This is a genomic window from Pontibacillus salicampi (assembly GCF_042434395.1).
Taxonomy (GTDB): Bacteria; Bacillota; Bacilli; order Bacillales; family BH030062; genus Pontibacillus; species Pontibacillus salicampi.
Genome location: NZ_JBHLTP010000003.1, coordinates 477,309 through 493,899 on the forward strand (window position 1 = coordinate 477,309; position 16,591 = coordinate 493,899).

Genomic DNA, 16,591 nt, shown 5'->3' on the forward strand with positions numbered 1-16,591 from the left:
GAGGAAGAGGAAATGGAAAATCAATTTCCGATTATTCAATTGTTGAAAGAAGACGGTACACTGAAAGAGTCTTTACCGGAAGAGCTGCAAAATCATGATTTCGTTAAAACCGTCTACAAGCATCTCATGCGTACCAGAACGTTCGATAGAAAGTGTATAAGCTTGCAGCGGCAAGGTAGAATCGGCACATATGCTCCTTTCGAAGGACAGGAAGCGGCGCAGGTTGGGAGTGCTTTAGCTCTTGGTGAACAGGACTGGATGTTTCCTACCTACCGGGATCATGCAGCGACGATGACTTTTGGTCACACGCTGACAACGATTTTGCTTTATTGGAACGGCAGGAATGAAAGCTGTGTTCCACCAGCAGGCAGAAATATTTTTCCACCTGCGGTACCCATTGCAACCCAGATTCCTCATGCCACAGGCGTTGCGATAGCGGAAAAAAAGAAGGGTACGTCTAATGCAGCGATTGCTTATTTTGGAGATGGAGCAACGTCAGAAGGAGATTTCCATGAAGGGTTAAATATTGCAAGTGTCTTTCAAGCACCCGTTATCTTCTTCAACCAGAATAATCAGTATGCCATTTCTGTCCCGATGTCGAAACAAATGAGGACATCCACTATTGCGCAAAAAGCGTTAGCCTATGACATACCTTCCGTGAGAGTGGATGGGAATGATGTCTTTGCTGTTTACCAAGAAACGAAAAAGGCACTGGACAGAGCAAGAGCAGGGGAAGGTCCGACGTTAATTGAAGCTGTTACGTGGAGATATGGCGCTCATACCACTGCTGATGATCCTACGAAATACCGTAACCAAGAGGAAAGTGATGACAGACGTAAAGAGAAGGATCCTATCTCTCGCTTAGAGGCTTACTTATTAAACAGTGGAGTGTGTGAAGAAGGCTGGCTGGAGCAGGTGAAGAAGGAGGCATCCAGCGAAGTAGATGAGGCGATAGAGGAAATGGAGAGCGCACCAAAAGCAAATGCAGCTGATTTGTTTGATTATGTATTTGCTGAACCAGTATGGCCAATCGAAAAGCAGAAAGAGGCTTACTTTGCTGCGATGGGGGAGGACCAATAATATGCAAACAACAGTTGGAACGAAATCGTTAACGTTAGTGCAAGCTGTTACAGATGGAATGAGAACATTGCTTCAAGACCATGAGGATGTTCTTGTATTAGGGGAAGACGTTGGTGTGAACGGTGGAGTTTTCCGTGCTACGGACGGTTTACAGGCAGAGTTCGGAGAAGACCGTGTAGTCGATACTCCCTTGAGTGAAGCAGGGTTTACAGGAGCTGCCATTGGGATGGCTGTCAATGGATTCAGGCCAATTGTGGAAATTCAGTTTCTTGGTTTTGTTTACCCAGCCTATGAACAAATTATGACACATGCTTCTAGAATTAGAGCTAGAACAATGGGACACTATTCGGTACCTATGGTTATTCGAGCTCCATATGGTGCTGGTGTAAGAGCTCCGGAAATACACTCAGACTCAGTGGAAGCTCTCTTCACTCATATGCCGGGTATTAAGGTCGTTTGTCCATCTACCCCTTATGACGCAAAGGGGTTGTTAATTGCAAGTGTGTTAGATCCAGATCCTGTATTATTTCTCGAACCAATGCGTAATTATCGCGCTGGTAAAGAAGAAGTCCCAGAAGAATCGTACACGATTGAAATTGGCAAAGGCAAACGAGTGATGGAAGGGAAAGACGTGTCTATAATCGCTTGGGGAGCCATGGTTCCAGTAGCAAAAAAAGCAGCAGAGCACATGAAAGAACAAGGGGTACATTGCGATGTTATTGATATGAGAACGCTCTATCCATTGGATAGAGAGATTGTGCAAGATACTGTCCAAAAAACGGGAAGAACCGTTATTGTACATGAAGCACATGAAACGAGTGGAGTGGGTAACGATGTCCTATCCCTAATTAATGATTACGCCTTTTTGTATCAAAAGGCACCGGTGGAACGTGTAACAGGATTTGATACCCCGGTTCCATTCTTTGCCTACGAGGATCATTACTTACCGACTTCTGAGCGTGTAGTGAAGGCTGTCCAAAAAGTAATGTCATTTTAAGAAAGGAGGATAAATGTATGGAAGTAAAATTACATGATATTGGTGAAGGAATGACAGAAGCAGAGGTTCTTCATTTTTTTGTGAAGTCTGGTGACGCGGTTAAAGCGGACGATCCATTATTAGAAGTGCAAACGGATAAAATGACTGCTGAAATACCAGCGCCGGCAAACGGTCGTATTGAAGAGCTGCTTGTAGAAGTAGGACAGACGATAGAAGTAGGAACGACGGTTTTGACGATGACTAGTGCTGTATCCCCTCGAACTGCTTCTAGTACGGAAGGACCATCCCCTGTCGAACAGAGTGGAGGGTCTAAGCGCCAGCCATCCTCTACAACAGTAACTTTGCCAAAGCGTAATAAGCCTATTATGGCATCACCGTTTACGAGAAAGATAGCCCGGGATCAAGGCGTGAATATTGAGGAAGTGAAAGGTAGCGGACCTTCAGGAAGAATACTCGATGAGGATATATACAGGTATCTCGAAAGTCAGGAAAGCGAGCAGAAAGAAGCTTCGGTTACTTCAGAAGAAATGGACGGAGAAGCGGTCCAAGCTATTCCATCTACACGAACATCGGAGCCTGAAACGATACCTTTTAAGGGCAGAAGAAAACAAATAGCAAAGAAGATGACACAATCGCTACATACGATAGCCCACTGTACTCATTTTGAAGAAGTTGATGTAACGACTTTATTAGAATGGAAAGAGCAAAGTAAAGCAGCAGGAAAGAATTTTTCGTTATCTGCATTTTTTGTTAAGGCTGTATCGATAGCATTAAAGGATTACCCTATCTTTAACGCCAGATTAGACGAAGAAGAGGAGCTAATCCATCTTAACAGGGACCATCATATTGGTTTGGCGACAGATACAGAGGACGGCTTAATCGTCCCAGTTATTCCTCATGTAGAACAAAAATCAATCTATAAGATACAAACCGAAATGAAGGAACTAACCGCAAAGGCACTGAATAACCAATTGAGCCGACAGGATATCAGTGGGGGAACATTTACCATTAGTAATGTAGGACCATTAAAAGGTAGTACTGGTGCAACCCCGATTATCAACTATCCTGAAACAGGGCTGATGGCGTTTCATAAAACGAAGCAGCGTCCTGCAGTTGTGAATAATGAAATAGTCATTCGTTCTATGATGAATGTATCAATGACGTTCGATCATCGTGTTGCTGATGGTGGTACAGCAGTTCAATTTACAAACCGATTAGTGGACATTATCGAATCTCCACAACTGCTCGCATTGGAGATGATATAAATGGTTGTAGGCGAAATTGCAGAGCAAAAAGACGTAGTCATTATTGGTGGCGGGCCTGGTGGTTATAATGCAGCCATCCACCTTGCCGTTAAAGGATATGATGTTACATTAATAGAAAAAGGTAAGATTGGTGGTGTATGTCTTCATGAAGGGTGTATTCCATCCAAAGTATTTACTACTGCTGCCAGTAAGCTGCAGGATACGGAGACTCTCTCCAATTTTGGCATTGAAACGAAAGAGACCACTTTCCATATTGAACAGCTGCAAGCCTATAAAGGGAAAGTAGTAGAGCAGCTTCGGAAAGGGGTAGAGTCGCTTTGTAAAGCGAATAAAATTGAAATTATTGAAGGTCACGCCTCCTTTCTTTCAGAGGATAGAATTGGTGTGGATCACGGCCATCAATTTGATGTGTATCACTTTAACCACGCTATCATTGCAACCGGCAGTTCCCTAAAAGAAAACTCTATCATTAACGTAGATCATGATGTGGTATTCAATGATATATCTATCTATAAGGTAACCTCCTTACCGAAACATTTGATTGTCCATGGAAATACTCCATACGCAATGGAAGTAGCAATGACCTACCGAACGTTTGGATGTCATGTATCCATTGTGCTCTCGGAAGAGAATGAGGAATTCCCTTTCGATACATCTATCCAAAAAGAGCTAATCAGAGTATTAAAGAAACAAAAAATTAAATGTTATCAGCATGTGACGGATGTAAAGCTCGAGAGAATGGAAGACGGAATTTCATGCACCTTCGTCAGAAATGGTGAACAGCAATCAATAGAAGGATCTCATCTTTATATATCCTCTGACTATCGTCCAAACCTGGAGGGTATTGGAGCAGATCGGCTTTCATTAGAACTGCTTGATAATGGCAGGATTGCGGTCGATCAGATGATGAGAACTAGTCTCCCTCATGTGTATGCGATTGGAGACGTAACAGATGGTCCAATGCTTGCCGTAAAGGCTATTAAGCAGGCAGAAGTCGTTGCTAATACGATTGCTGGAGAAGCGGCAGAATTCGACCCAACTTTTATTCCTACTGTAGTGCATAGTTTGCCTCCAGTAGCTTCAGTGGGCATGACAGAGGAGCAGGCAATAAAAAATGGATTCCAAGTAAGGATTGGACAATTCTCTTATGGTGCTAATGGCTATGCTACCATTCATGGGAAACGGGAAGGACTATTAAAGGTAGTAATAAATGAAGAAAACGAAGTCGTCCTCGGCTTTCACGCCATTGGAGCTGGGGCAGTTGAGTTAATCTCTACAGGTACCGTAGCCTTAGAAATGGTAGCTCGAGAAGAGGATCTAACCTTCCCTCATTACCCACATCCAGGGTTCGGTGAATCCTTAACATCTCTTGATTATCATGTTGTGACGCCAAAGCAAACCGAATATAGTTCCTAATATAAAGCTCCGATAGCTTTTACGAAAGAAAAACATCTCCCGAACCGTGTTCGGGAGATGTTTTATTATCGTTACAAGAGTAGGATTAGTTTGCTTCAGATAAAGCTTCCTGAAGCTCAAACGTACGTACTTTCCGAGGTAGGAAGCTGCGAATTTCATCTTCATTAAAGCCGACTTGCATTCTTTTTTCATCCATAATAATAGGACGCTTTAAAATGCTTGGGTTATCAGCAATTAATGTGTAAAGATCTCGCATGGATAGATCATCAAGCTCGACGTCTAAGCTTTGGAAGACTTTAGAACGTTCAGATATGATTTCTTTTGTACCATCCTCTGTCATACGAATGATGCCTTTTACTTCTTCAACAGATAGCGGCTGAGAGAATATATTGCGTTCTTCGTATTCTAGATTATGTTCTTCTAACCATGCTTTTGCTTTACGGCAAGAGGTACAGCTTGGAGAAAGATATACGGTAATCATCAAATACCTCCTCATTTATCATGTGAAAGGTTATCCAGTCTCATGTCTTATTTTACTTATTATTGATAGGTAAGGATGTAAGCTATCTTACATCCTACTTCTTATCTTCCCTTTGTAGCATATTAAAAAAACATCTTTTTTTCAAGATATATGCTTTAGAAATAACTTCCTTGGCTGGACTGAGTTTTGGAGCTTTTTCCAAAATAAAACAATCCAGTTACCATTCCCAAGATGACCATAGCTACGGAAAATAATAAGAAAGGAATTGCTCCAAGAGAATGTATGAGTGGAACAGAAAGAGCTGTAACTAAGCCTCCTCCTAGAAACGGCTCATACACTAACTGCTTATAACCAAATGTTTCGAAAGCAGGCGTCTCATTCTCAGGGTCGATAATTCTCATTAATAATAGCCCTGTAGCTGTAATACCCATAGACTGGCCGAAGTCTCCAATTCCTCTTTCAAACCAATACGTAGGAATCATGCGTTTCGCAAAAATCATAAAACAGAATATGTTCCAAAGGATACCTCCTGCAGCAAGTAAGAGGAATGGTACAAAATATTCTCCAATTACAGCTAAGGATATCGTAGCAAGAGCGCTAACGATTAGTATGTCAAGGGAAAATCCTTGAATTCTATTGATTAAGCTTCTGTCAATTACTTGAAAACGATCCACTTTATCCACAACCATTTGAAGCAGAATTCCACCTACCATTGCCAGTGGGAATAGTGGGATATACTTCATAATATACGTACCGCTCCAAGCTCCCCATGTGATATTTTCAATCCCGATTAATCCTTGCTGAATGCCGTAACCGATTAAGATTGCTATTCCGACCATGGCAAAGTGGAAGGAGAAGGTTTCGATAGCTTCCTGGCGAAGTGTGATGTTACCAGCTGGTTCTCGGTTTTCAAATTCCTTAATGCCAAGCTTCTGTAGCCTACTGTAGCCGACTTTTCCTTGGCTCGTATTCGTTTTATTCGTTCGCACTGCCCAGTTGATTAAGATAATACCAAAAATAACACCTGATAATACGCCAACTGTAGCGAGACCAATTGCTAAATCATACGCTTCTGGGAAGCCTAATTCTTCAAACGTACTTTTCATACCGGCTGAAGTACCGTGCCCGCCTTCAAATGCAATTTCAATTAACGCTCCTGTCATAGCAGGTAAATCAAAAACGGGAACGAGGATTAGTAATGCAATCAATAGGCCCACTACATATTGACCCCATCCAATCGTCCAGCCAAAAGCAAGCTGTGGGCCACCATTGTTCCATATTTTCTTTAGGGTTGGTGTCGTTTTCCCTAAAAATAGCGATGCGAAGATAACATTAATCATTAAACCAGGAAGGGAGCTCCACACTGTTACAATTTCCTTCGTTAGTATTCCCGTTGACCAAAACGAATTTTCTCCTACCAAGGGTGTCAGTCCAGCACCTAGTACTTGCGGTCCAAGCAGCAGGGCTGTAAAACCACCTATGATAGAGCTAGGTAAAAATAATGATTGCAATATCGTCACTTTCATACGGATTAAATTCCCTATGATGAGAAATGCTCCTAAAACTAATAAACTAAACCCAATTACTTGTGCTGACATAGAGATAACCTTCTTTCCTAATTGAACATTGTTATAGAAGGATAGTTCCCCATGGTAAAATATACTAAACGAGTGCTTTGATATTTTTACAAAATAGGAAAAAACCCGAGCATTTTTTCATTAATTCCTTTACAATAGAAGAAAGAATTACATATTGGAAAAGCAGGCGCAATAGGGTTCTATTGCTTAATAGGGAAGTTGGTGAAAATCCAACACGGTCCCGCCACTGTAACAGGGAGCTGTCTTGTCATACCACTGTGCGAATGCATGGGAAGGGGAGAAGCTGGCTAAGATCTGGAGTCAGGAGACCTACCTGCTTTTAACACCAATATTACCTACGAGGATAGGGAGGTGTGTAGTCAATAACGGTACGCTGCTTCATGGTGGCGTTTTCATGGACTCGCACATCTTCATGCTAGGAAGATGTGTTTTTTAGTGTGGAATAATAGTAGGACTCTGATTATTCAACAGGGTTAGAAAAGGGGAAAATAATGAGATATAACATGTGGAAACAGTTGCTAGCCATACTCATGGTGGTTAGTTTATTAGTAGGATGTGCATCTAACGGAAATGATGAGGCAGAGCAAGCTAATACAGAAGGTGAAGCAGCAGAGGAGCAGACAAGCTCTGAGGATAACGATTCAGACGATACATATCCACTTACAATAAGAGATGCAATGGATAATGAAGTTACATTTGAAGAGGCTCCTAAGAAAATAGTAAGTTTAATTCCAAGTAATACTGAAATTTTATTCTCACTGGGCTTAGGAGATCGAGTGGTTGGAGTTAGTGACTTTGCCAATTATCCTGAAGAAGCAGCATCTAAAGAAAAAATCGGCGGGCAGGAGCTGAATATCGAAAAAATCTTGTCCCTTGAGCCAGATGTTGTAATGGCTCACGCTTCAGGTGCTCATAATTCGGAGCAAGGATTGCAGCAATTACGAGATGCTGGTATTCCAGTGTATGTCGTGCAGGACGCGACATCCTTTGAATCTGTTTATGATACTCTTGCTTCCGTTGGTAAAATTACTGGAACAAGCGGGAAGGCGAGCACGATTGTAGAAGAAATGAAAGCAAGTTTAGTGGAAATAAAGCAAAAAGCAGATGATATTCCTAATGAAGAAAAGAAGAAAGTCTTTATGGAAGTATCCCCTGCTCCAGAAATATATACAACGGGGAAAGGGACGTTTCTCAACGAAATGCTGAACACAATCAATGCAACTAACGCTGTAGGAGATCAAGAGGGCTGGATTAAGATGAACAATGAAGCTATCGTAGAATTACAACCTGAGGTTATTGTAACGACCTATGGCTACTATACGGAAAATCCTAAAGAGAAAGTCATGAGCAGAGAGGGATGGGATTCTGTACCTGCTATAAAAGAAGAGCAAGTATATGATGTTCATTCTGATTTAGTGACACGTCCAGGTCCTCGTCTTATTGAAGGGGTAAATGAACTTGCAAAAGCAGTATATCCAGATACATTCCAATAAGAGATTTATTCATTATTCAGGTAGTATTCTATTTGTGCTTGCCTGTATGTTTACCGGTATATCGATGGGAAGTGTATCCATATCGTTTTCAGTGATTGCTCGTATAATCGGTGAGCAATTACTTCCTTTTCTTTCTTTAACAGATGGAATAGATGAGATGCAGAAAAGTATTGTGCTCCAAATAAGGTTACCTCGTGTATTACTTGCAGCTCTTGTGGGCGGTGCTCTCTCCATATCGGGTGCAGCCTTTCAAGGGCTGTTAAAAAATCCGCTTGCAGATCCATACACACTTGGGGTGTCATCGGGGGCCTCTGTTGGTGCAGTGGCTGTCCTTTTTCTTGGTATTAGTTTGCCGTTTGTAGGGCAGTTTACATTGCCGATTATTAGTATAGCAGCTGCTGTTATTACGATTTTTCTAGTTATTGGCTTCGCTCGTATGGTTGATCGATTTATGTCTATATCCACTATTATTTTAACTGGAATTATTTTTAGCTCCTTTTTAGGCTCTCTCATTTCGTTAATGATTGCGCTGACTGGCGAGGAGCTTCGCCAGATTGTCCATTGGCTGCTTGGCAGCGTCGGGATGCGAGGCTGGGATTACGTGTATATTATGCTACCGTTTTTTTTCGTTGGGGTGTTCTTGCTTGCCGTACAAGGGCAGGAATTAAATGCTATGACCTTTGGAGAAGAGCGCGCAAAGCAGCTTGGTGTTCAGGTGGAAAAACAAAAATATCTAATTCTTGCAGCAGCCTCCATTTTAACTGGGGCTTCTGTAGCTGTGTCAGGGACGATAGGCTTTGTAGGCCTTGTTATCCCACATATTTGCAGGAAATTGTTTGGCAGTGATCACCGTCACCTTATTCCACTATCCTTGTTAGTGGGTAGTGGGTTTCTCATTGTAGCTGATTTAATAGCTCGTACCATAGTTTCACCCTCAGAATTGCCGATAGGGGTGATCACCTCTTTAGTTGGTGCACCTACATTCGCATTTATTTTAATGCAAAGGAGAAAGGGAGGCGTCTCTTATGATTGAAGCATCACATTTATATGCTGGGTACGATACCTACGTTGTAAAGGATGTCTCCTTTTCCGTTCACAAAGGGGAAATGTTTGGGATTCTCGGGCCTAATGGCAGCGGCAAGACAACATTGCTTAAGGCAATTAATCGTACTATTTCGAATGCTCAAGGTGACATATCCATTGAAGGTGTTTCCGTCACCTCTTTATCTTCTAAGCAAATTGCTCAGAAGATGGCAGTCCTGCCTCAGCATCAGGATATATCATTCTCCTTTACGGTGGAGCAGACAGTACTGATGGGAAGATACCCCTATCAAAGAGGGCTATTTAAGCAATGGACTAAAGAGGATTATGAGCTGGTGGAAAAGGTGATGAACCAAACGGGTATCGCTTCATTTCGTCACCAAACCATTCAAGCATTAAGTGGTGGGGAACGCCAGCGGGTTTTTCTGGCTCAAGCTCTGGCACAACAGCCTGACATTTTACTGTTAGATGAGCCGACTAACCACCTAGACTTTAGCTATCAGAAGCAAATGCTGGATGCTTTGAAGGAATGGTCTATACAGGAGAAATTAACGGTTATAGCTATATTCCATGATTTGAATTTAGCTAGTCTTTATTGCGACCGTCTTTTACTATTGAACGATGGGACTATACATGCGTTAAACACACCGGAAGAGATTATGAAGGAGGAGACACTGCAGTATATTTACCAGTCTACTATTAAAGTAAATGCAAATCCTCACCTGGCTAAACCACTAATGCATGTAGTCCCTCATTATACGGATATCCATGGTAAGTCCCATATTGAGCGCTCCAGGCTGCTTATTACAGACCAGCATATTCATTACCATAGCCCTAAGCCGCTTAAATGCTATTCCTCAGCCGTGATGAACGCGGGCTTTGGATGGTATGAGGATTTTCTGAACGTTCACGTAGATAAGTCCTTTTCCATGGAGGATCCTTTAGATTATGTAAAGGCTTACGCAGAAGGTGAGGGTATGCCAATTCACCACACTGTCGGAATGATGACTGCCGCACATTTAAAGGATGGCAGTTACCGTTATAGGACAGAAGACGGTGTAACACTGTTGGTTGTTGTAACCGCAGGAACGAGTAACGCCGTTGATGTTGTGCATGGAAATCAGCACGTCTCCGATTGTCATGCCGGAACAATCAATACTTGGATTTTTGTGGATGGTGTACTAGCCGAGGAAGCGTATATTCAAAGTATCATGACGGCTACGGAAGCAAAAGTGCGAGCTCTAGTTGAATTGGATATTAGAGATGCAGTAACAGGTACTCTTGCAACCGGCACTTCTACAGACAGCACGTTAATCGCTAGTACTCAAGAGGGAAAAACACTTGCATATGGAGGACCTATTTCCTTGTTAGGGAAAATGATTGGAACAGCGGTCTATGAAGCAACTAAAGAAGCGATAGAACAGTATCAGTATAGAGTTGGAAACTCCCAATGACAGCACACCTTCTTGCGATAACCATCGCATATGTCCTTGACTACATATGGGGGGATCCGAAGGGAAGGGCTCACCCCGTCGTTTGGATGGGGAGCATGATAGCTTTGATTACATCTAAATGTAATAAAGGCCGCTTTCGGAAAGGGAAGGGTATGATTATGACGATATCCGTCGTTGTAACCGTATTTGCTGTCGCTTATGCGGCTGTATTATTCTCTTATCGATGGAGTACTCTAGCGGGGGTATTGGTAGAAGGAATGCTTATTTGGACCACGATAGCTGAAAAAGGACTACGACAAGCAGCAAATGCTGTGTATGAGCCGCTGTCTAATAACCAGATGGAACAGGCCAGAACGAAGCTGTCCGAAATAGTGGGGAGAGACACACACTATTTAAATGAAGAGGGAATCGTAAGGGGGGCTGTTGAAACAGTAGCGGAAAATATAAGTGATGGGGTAACTGCTCCACTGTTATTCGCATTTCTAGGAGGAGCGCCACTTGCTGCTGCGTATCGGGCGGTAAATACGTGCGATTCCATGGTAGGATATCGTCAAGAACCGTTCACACAATTCGGCTGGGCTTCGGCACGATTGGACGATATAGTAAATGTGATACCTAGTCGGCTGACAGCTATTGTAATGATTTTCGTTTCTTCTTCTGTTTATTGTTCTAAAATGGAAGTGCTCTGCAACCTTCCGAAAGAAGCTGTTCAGCATCCCAGTCCTAATAGTGGATGGGGAGAGGCGGCAGCAGCATTACTGCTAGGAGTTCAATTAGGAGGAGTGAATTATTACTTTGGAGAGAAATCGAATAGACCGACAATAGGGATACCAAGGACAAAATTAAAAGCAAGCCACATTCCATCCATGAATACTTTGTTACAAAGAACTGTATTCTGTTGGATAATACTACTTTGGATAGGAGGGGGTATACGTGCATTGGCCATCTCATGGAGCTAATCCACAACTGCTATTGCAGCAATGGAAACTAGATGAAAACGAGAAAAACTATATTGACTTTAGTGTGAACACAAACCCATATGGCCCTCCACCTGGGTTGACAGAGCATCTTCAGCTACATATGGATAAATGTTATTCCTATCCGGATCATGACAGTAAGAAGCTGACTGCCGCCCTAGCGTCTGCTTACCGAATTAGAGAATCACATATCCTAGTTGGGAATGGAGCATCTCAATTAATATACCTGCTGGCGCAGTTATTCCGAGGTCAAAGCATAGGTGTATTCGAGCCAACCTTCTCTGAGTATAGGGAAGCCTGCATAGCGAACGGATGTACAGTTTATTCTTTGCCAGTTGATGACAAACATGATTGGGAGCTAAGGCAAGTGAATTATATAAACTGGCTTGATAAGTTGGACGTGCTATTCCTTTGTCATCCAAATAATCCAACAGGAAAAGTGTATAACCCCTTGATTCTAAAAAATTTAATACAGCAATGTGAGCAAAAGGGAGTGTGGCTTGTAATCGACGAAGCCTTTCATGATTTTGTCGAAGAGGGTGCGTTTTTCACACCGGAAATTAGTAGTTATTCAAAGGTTATACTTCTTCGTTCCTTAACGAAAATGTACGCTATTCCTGGTATGCGGTTAGGATATCTTGTTGCCCCCGAACCAATCGTAGACAAGCTGCACCAGCTACAGCCGACATGGAGTCTTAATGGTCTTGCACAAGAAGCAGGATTGTATTGTCTAGAGGAACAAGCTTATCGGAAAACATGTTCCACATCCATACAAGCGAATAAACAAAAGGTCTTTTCCTATTTGAGAGAGATGGGATATGAACCAGAGACAAGCTATACCAATTTCTTTCTTTTACAAGATCCGTACCATCACGATACAGAGGAGTTATTTCGTTTTTTACTAGAAAACGGGTTGATTGTCCGTCATACATACAACTTCCATCCCCTTAATGGCCGATATATTCGAATTGCTGTAAGAAGGGAAGAGGAGAATAGTTTATTACTCGATGCTCTACAAAGGTGGAAACAAGTATGCTTACCTTAATTATTGGAGGGGTACGAAGCGGAAAAAGTACTGCTGCAGAAACAATTGCTGCAGAAACAGGAGCTAGTGTGCTTCACTATATCGCAACAAGCGTCCCAACAGATGATGAAATGAATCAAAGAATACGTAATCATCAAGTTAAAAGAGAGGCAGCCAGTGAAGCATGGTTAACATATGAACACTCTACCAATCTATTAAAGGCACCTATTCCAAAGGGTGCAGTTATCGTGCTGGATTGTTTGACTACTTGGGCGGCTAATGAATGGATGGAAACAAGCCATGACGATATTCAGCCTCTTATTTCTTCCATCATGGGCCAAATTGAAAAAATCCATCAACATGGTAAGGAGTTAATCATCGTATCTAATGATTTGTTCTCTGATGCTATTTCATTTTCAGATTCCGTTCAAAGCTATCTGTCTCTCATGGGCGGATTACATCAAAAGCTCGTTCAAGGGGCAGATACCGTCATCCAAATGGAATTTGGGCAGAAACGAATTAGAAAGGGAGTACGAACATGAAGGGTGTAATGATTCAAGGTACGTCTTCGAATGTGGGTAAAAGTATTGTTGTAACTGCGCTATGCCGCTGGTTAAGCAACCATGGATATAAAGTTACTCCTTTTAAATCTCAAAATATGTCTAATAACTCCTACGTAACCCGTGCCGGGACCGAAATTGGAAGAGCACAAGGAGTGCAAGCAGAAGCCTCGCGGACAACTGCTATACCAGAAATGAACCCCATATTATTAAAGCCGAGAAATGATCAACGTGCTGAAGTTATTTGTTTAGGCGAGTCTATTCATACATATTCAGGAATGGAATACCGTGATGCATTTTATGACAAGGGGAAAGCGTCTATTCTCCACTCCTTACAGCAGCTAGAGAAGCAATTTGACTATATCATTATCGAGGGAGCCGGTAGTCCTGTTGAAGTAAATTTAAACGATAAAGAGCTTGTCAATATGTCTATTGCTGAAATGGCGGATGTACCGGTTATCCTGGTAGCCGATATTGACCGCGGGGGTGTATTTGCTTCTATTGTTGGTACCTTACAGTTACTTTCTGAACATCAGCGTAAGCGTGTGAAGGGGATAATAATTAATAAATTTAGAGGGGATCGGCAATTATTTGAGGATGGAGTAGAATGGATTGAAAACTATACTGGTATTAAAGTGCTTGGGATTATGCCTCATGTAGACCATCACATAGAAGCGGAAGACAGTTTATCCCTCCGCGAAAAGAGAACTACACCACATAAAACAAAGATTGATCTTGCGGTAGTAGCCCTGCCATACCTATCAAATTTCACAGACATAGACCCATTTTATTTAGAAGCGGATGTTGATATTCGATATGTGTATAGACAAGAAGATCTTGGTAGCCCTGATGCCTTAATCATACCAGGTACTAGGAGTACAATGGAGGATCTTCAGCAGCTTCGAAGCAGCGGCCTTGAGCAAGCTATCATGAACTATATACAGCAGGGTGGCACCATAGCAGGTATTTGTGGAGGGTATCAGATGCTTTCAACTACTTTAGTTGAAGAGGAGAAAGTGATGGATGGAATAGGCATTCTACCCATGACCACGTATTTTCATAGAAAAAAGGTGACAAGGAGGGTGGAAGGGAATCTCCATCCCAAGAGTGGATTTGGGACTTATAGTATAGAAGGTTTTGAAATACATCTCGGGGATAGTAAATGGGACCATTGGGAGCATGGATTCCCACCATTATTTCAAATTAATGAAAAGAAAGAGGGAGTAGTGGTGGATAATGGAAGGATTATCGGAACGCACCTTCACCATTGCTTTCATAATGATACGTTTCGAACATCGTGGTTGAATCGAATTAGAGGAGAAAACGGTTTCCCCATCCGTGAGTACACGGTAAGGAAGAAGGACCCTTATGATGAAATGGCGCACATATTCGCTGCACATATGAACATGAATGAATTGTGGGACATCATTAATCAAAGAGAGAATTCGTTATGAACAAGAGGTGGCAAGGCATCTTGTTAGCTATCCAATTCTTTTCTGTGCTCCCTATTAGAAGAGAAATTCCAATGAATACCACTCAATTAAGAGGTGCTATTTTATTTCTTCCTTGGCTTGGTAGTCTATTGGGTTCTTTAACGCTACTCATTTCCTATTTATTAGTGAATTATACGACAATGAGCATGGCGGGTGTAGCGGCAATCAGCTTAGTAACTATGATTGTTTGGACAGGTGGAATACATTTGGATGGGTGGATGGATACCAGTGATGCTTTCTTCTCGTACCAGCCGACTGCTGATCGTTTGAAGATAATGGATGATCCTCGAACAGGGGCCTTTGGTGTAATATCTGTTATCGTTCTGCTCGTACTTCGTTTTATTTTTATGATGGAAGTACTGAATTTATCCTTTTTCTATTTTGTTATAGGAATAATAGGTATCCCTTTTGTGGCAAGAATGAAAATACTGGCTCATTTTGTTTGGACACCTTTAGCGAAACGCGAAGGGTTAAGCTTTCTATTTTCTCGCTCCATGCAAGCTAATCACATTATTACTAGTTTTGTCTGTATGATGATTATTGGTATTGTCCTAACATCCATTTGGTCTAGTTTGCTCCTTCCTATTATTCTATTGTTTGGATGTTCAATAGCTATGTTCTTTCTAGGGAGATATGTTATACGTCAATCATTCGGCGGTATAACAGGGGATGTATTAGGGGCAGTGGTAGAAGGAGGAGAAGCTGTTTTATGGATCGTACTGTGGATTTGTACCTTATTCGTCATAGTATAACAGCTGCAAACAAGGAAAAACGGTATCTAGGGTGGACAGATGTACCGTTACTAGACGAAGGAAAAAGGGAATTGTGTTTTATTCTGCCGTCTCTCCCCGATAAATGTGACAGGGTATATAGCAGCGATTTACAGCGATGTGTAGAAACAGCTTTTCTCCTTTTTCCAAATTGCTCCGTCTATCAAACAAGTCAATTAAGAGAGATTCATTTTGGAGACTGGGAGCTTTGCACCTTCCAAGAGGTAGAGCATCGGTCTGATTATAACGAATGGCTGCAATCCCCTGATTCTTTTCATCCTAATAATGGAGAATCGTACGAAGCTTTTCGGTTGCGGGTTTCAGAGTGGCTAAAAGCGTTACTGCATCTCCTTTCCTGTGAGGAGAAAATAGTATCCACTGCTGTCATTACTCATGGCGGCCCTTTGAGGGAAATTATATATAGGTTGCATAGCTCGTCTTCATCTCCTTGGGAATGGCATTGTCAACCTGGAGAAGGATATAAGCTTACCATTACAAAGAAGGAGGATGATAAATGGATTTTATTACAGGTGGAGTCTATAATGGCAAAGGGAAGTGGGTAAAAGAACAGCTGCTGCACGATCAGGAGGAGTACAGTTGGATAGATGGCAGCAATCTTTCTACATTACCAGATAGCCAAGACATTCATACTTCCGTCGTAGTTATATATCATTTGGAGAGTGTCATAAATACATATATAGAGCAACTTCAACAGTCCTTGCTTACAGAGCACGTAGACCAGTTGCTGGAATGGGAGAAAAGCTGTAAGGAGCATCAGCTTATTTTTATCGGGACAGATATTACAAAAGGAATCGTCCCTTTAGAAAAAGCAGACCGCACATGGCGGGACACAGTTGGATTCATTTATCAGTATCTTATACAGCAAGCAAATAGAGTTTTTCTTATTTGGTTTGGGCTTTCGGAGCAGTTGAAATAATGAAG

General features: G+C 42.0%; 16 protein-coding genes and 1 riboswitch. Of the genes, 14 read left to right on the forward strand and 2 right to left on the reverse strand.

Going from position 1 to position 16,591, the window contains the following annotated elements:
• Window positions 1-12 precede the first annotated feature (12 nt).
• The 4 genes from pdhA to ACFFGV_RS03860 are packed head-to-tail and all read left to right on the forward strand — an operon-like array spanning window position 13 to window position 4,758.
• Window positions 13-1,080: a pyruvate dehydrogenase (acetyl-transferring) E1 component subunit alpha gene (pdhA, locus tag ACFFGV_RS03845; protein ID WP_377345252.1), complete on the forward strand. Its 1,068-nt coding sequence runs from the start codon at window positions 13-15 to the stop codon at window positions 1,078-1,080.
• A gap of 1 nt (window position 1,081) precedes the next feature.
• Window positions 1,082-2,077 carry an alpha-ketoacid dehydrogenase subunit beta gene (locus ACFFGV_RS03850; protein ID WP_377345253.1) on the forward strand — a complete coding sequence of 332 codons (996 nt, stop codon included), beginning with the start codon at window positions 1,082-1,084 and terminating at the stop codon, window positions 2,075-2,077.
• A gap of 17 nt (window positions 2,078-2,094) precedes the next feature.
• Window positions 2,095-3,342 carry a dihydrolipoamide acetyltransferase family protein gene (locus ACFFGV_RS03855; protein WP_377345254.1) on the forward strand — a complete coding sequence of 416 codons (1,248 nt, stop codon included), beginning with the start codon at window positions 2,095-2,097 and terminating at the stop codon, window positions 3,340-3,342.
• A complete protein-coding gene (locus ACFFGV_RS03860; protein ID WP_377345255.1) occupies window positions 3,343-4,758 on the forward strand; it encodes a dihydrolipoyl dehydrogenase family protein in 1,416 nt (471 codons plus the stop codon).
• A gap of 85 nt (window positions 4,759-4,843) precedes the next feature.
• Here the strand turns inward: ACFFGV_RS03860 and spxA are convergent, their stop codons facing one another.
• Both spxA and ACFFGV_RS03870 read right to left on the reverse strand, forming a co-directional pair.
• Window positions 4,844-5,239 (reverse strand): transcriptional regulator SpxA, encoded by a 396-nt coding sequence (spxA, locus tag ACFFGV_RS03865; protein WP_377345256.1) that lies wholly within the window; start codon window positions 5,237-5,239, stop codon window positions 4,844-4,846.
• Between the two features lie 155 nt (window positions 5,240-5,394).
• Window positions 5,395-6,837 (reverse strand): sodium/glutamate symporter, encoded by a 1,443-nt coding sequence (locus ACFFGV_RS03870; protein WP_377345257.1) that lies wholly within the window; start codon window positions 6,835-6,837, stop codon window positions 5,395-5,397.
• Window positions 6,838-6,984: 147 nt separating this feature from the next.
• A riboswitch (cobalamin riboswitch) is annotated at window positions 6,985-7,168 on the forward strand.
• 160 nt (window positions 7,169-7,328) lie between these two features.
• Here ACFFGV_RS03870 and ACFFGV_RS03875 point away from each other — a divergent pair.
• The 10 genes from ACFFGV_RS03875 to ACFFGV_RS03920 are packed head-to-tail and all read left to right on the forward strand — an operon-like array spanning window position 7,329 to window position 16,586.
• Window positions 7,329-8,330, forward strand: a complete 1,002-nt coding sequence (locus ACFFGV_RS03875) for an ABC transporter substrate-binding protein (RefSeq protein WP_377345258.1) — start codon at window positions 7,329-7,331, stop codon at window positions 8,328-8,330.
• Window positions 8,296-9,363, forward strand: coding sequence for a FecCD family ABC transporter permease (locus tag ACFFGV_RS03880; protein WP_377345259.1), 1,068 nt, complete (start codon window positions 8,296-8,298; stop codon window positions 9,361-9,363). The genes ACFFGV_RS03875 and ACFFGV_RS03880 overlap by 35 nt, the downstream gene beginning before the upstream one ends.
• On the forward strand, window positions 9,356-10,825 hold the full coding sequence (locus tag ACFFGV_RS03885; protein ID WP_377345260.1) for an adenosylcobinamide amidohydrolase: 1,470 nt from the start codon (window positions 9,356-9,358) through the stop codon (window positions 10,823-10,825). The genes ACFFGV_RS03880 and ACFFGV_RS03885 overlap by 8 nt, the downstream gene beginning before the upstream one ends.
• Window positions 10,822-11,784, forward strand: coding sequence for an adenosylcobinamide-phosphate synthase CbiB (gene cbiB / locus ACFFGV_RS03890; RefSeq protein ID WP_377345261.1), 963 nt, complete (start codon window positions 10,822-10,824; stop codon window positions 11,782-11,784). Before ACFFGV_RS03885 ends, cbiB begins: the two co-directional genes overlap by 4 nt.
• Window positions 11,759-12,847, forward strand: coding sequence for a threonine-phosphate decarboxylase CobD (gene cobD, locus ACFFGV_RS03895; RefSeq protein ID WP_377345262.1), 1,089 nt, complete (start codon window positions 11,759-11,761; stop codon window positions 12,845-12,847). The genes cbiB and cobD overlap by 26 nt, the downstream gene beginning before the upstream one ends.
• Window positions 12,835-13,368 carry a bifunctional adenosylcobinamide kinase/adenosylcobinamide-phosphate guanylyltransferase gene (locus ACFFGV_RS03900; protein WP_377345263.1) on the forward strand — a complete coding sequence of 178 codons (534 nt, stop codon included), beginning with the start codon at window positions 12,835-12,837 and terminating at the stop codon, window positions 13,366-13,368. The genes cobD and ACFFGV_RS03900 overlap by 13 nt, the downstream gene beginning before the upstream one ends.
• Window positions 13,365-14,840 (forward strand): cobyric acid synthase, encoded by a 1,476-nt coding sequence (locus tag ACFFGV_RS03905; protein ID WP_377345264.1) that lies wholly within the window; start codon window positions 13,365-13,367, stop codon window positions 14,838-14,840. The genes ACFFGV_RS03900 and ACFFGV_RS03905 overlap by 4 nt, the downstream gene beginning before the upstream one ends.
• A complete protein-coding gene (locus tag ACFFGV_RS03910) occupies window positions 14,837-15,631 on the forward strand; it encodes an adenosylcobinamide-GDP ribazoletransferase (RefSeq protein WP_377345265.1) in 795 nt (264 codons plus the stop codon). The genes ACFFGV_RS03905 and ACFFGV_RS03910 overlap by 4 nt, the downstream gene beginning before the upstream one ends.
• A complete protein-coding gene (locus ACFFGV_RS03915) occupies window positions 15,589-16,212 on the forward strand; it encodes a histidine phosphatase family protein (protein WP_377345266.1) in 624 nt (207 codons plus the stop codon). Before ACFFGV_RS03910 ends, ACFFGV_RS03915 begins: the two co-directional genes overlap by 43 nt.
• The gene (locus ACFFGV_RS03920; protein WP_377345267.1) at window positions 16,164-16,586 is read left to right on the forward strand and encodes a bifunctional adenosylcobinamide kinase/adenosylcobinamide-phosphate guanylyltransferase; all 423 of its coding nucleotides are present in this window, start codon (window positions 16,164-16,166) and stop codon (window positions 16,584-16,586) included. Before ACFFGV_RS03915 ends, ACFFGV_RS03920 begins: the two co-directional genes overlap by 49 nt.
• The last annotated feature ends 5 nt before the right edge of the window (window positions 16,587-16,591 follow it).

Bases quoted from the DNA above. Each gene is read 5' to 3' on its own strand.
- ACFFGV_RS03920 (WP_377345267.1), top strand. From the start codon at position 16,164: ATGGATTTTATTACAGGTGGAGTCTATAATGGCAAAGGGAAGTGGGTA.
- cbiB (WP_377345261.1), top strand. From the start codon at position 10,822: ATGACAGCACACCTTCTTGCGATAACCATCGCATATGTCCTTGACTAC.
- ACFFGV_RS03900 (WP_377345263.1), top strand. From the start codon at position 12,835: ATGCTTACCTTAATTATTGGAGGGGTACGAAGCGGAAAAAGTACTGCT.
- ACFFGV_RS03875 (WP_377345258.1), top strand. From the start codon at position 7,329: ATGAGATATAACATGTGGAAACAGTTGCTAGCCATACTCATGGTGGTT.
- ACFFGV_RS03915 (WP_377345266.1), top strand. From the start codon at position 15,589: ATGGATCGTACTGTGGATTTGTACCTTATTCGTCATAGTATAACAGCT.
- ACFFGV_RS03910 (WP_377345265.1), top strand. From the start codon at position 14,837: ATGAACAAGAGGTGGCAAGGCATCTTGTTAGCTATCCAATTCTTTTCT.
- pdhA (WP_377345252.1), top strand. From the start codon at position 13: ATGGAAAATCAATTTCCGATTATTCAATTGTTGAAAGAAGACGGTACA.
- ACFFGV_RS03855 (WP_377345254.1), top strand. From the start codon at position 2,095: ATGGAAGTAAAATTACATGATATTGGTGAAGGAATGACAGAAGCAGAG.
- ACFFGV_RS03870 (WP_377345257.1), bottom strand. From the start codon at position 6,837: ATGTCAGCACAAGTAATTGGGTTTAGTTTATTAGTTTTAGGAGCATTT.
- spxA (WP_377345256.1), bottom strand. From the start codon at position 5,239: ATGATTACCGTATATCTTTCTCCAAGCTGTACCTCTTGCCGTAAAGCA.
- ACFFGV_RS03850 (WP_377345253.1), top strand. From the start codon at position 1,082: ATGCAAACAACAGTTGGAACGAAATCGTTAACGTTAGTGCAAGCTGTT.
- ACFFGV_RS03885 (WP_377345260.1), top strand. From the start codon at position 9,356: ATGATTGAAGCATCACATTTATATGCTGGGTACGATACCTACGTTGTA.
- ACFFGV_RS03905 (WP_377345264.1), top strand. From the start codon at position 13,365: ATGAAGGGTGTAATGATTCAAGGTACGTCTTCGAATGTGGGTAAAAGT.
- ACFFGV_RS03860 (WP_377345255.1), top strand. From the start codon at position 3,343: ATGGTTGTAGGCGAAATTGCAGAGCAAAAAGACGTAGTCATTATTGGT.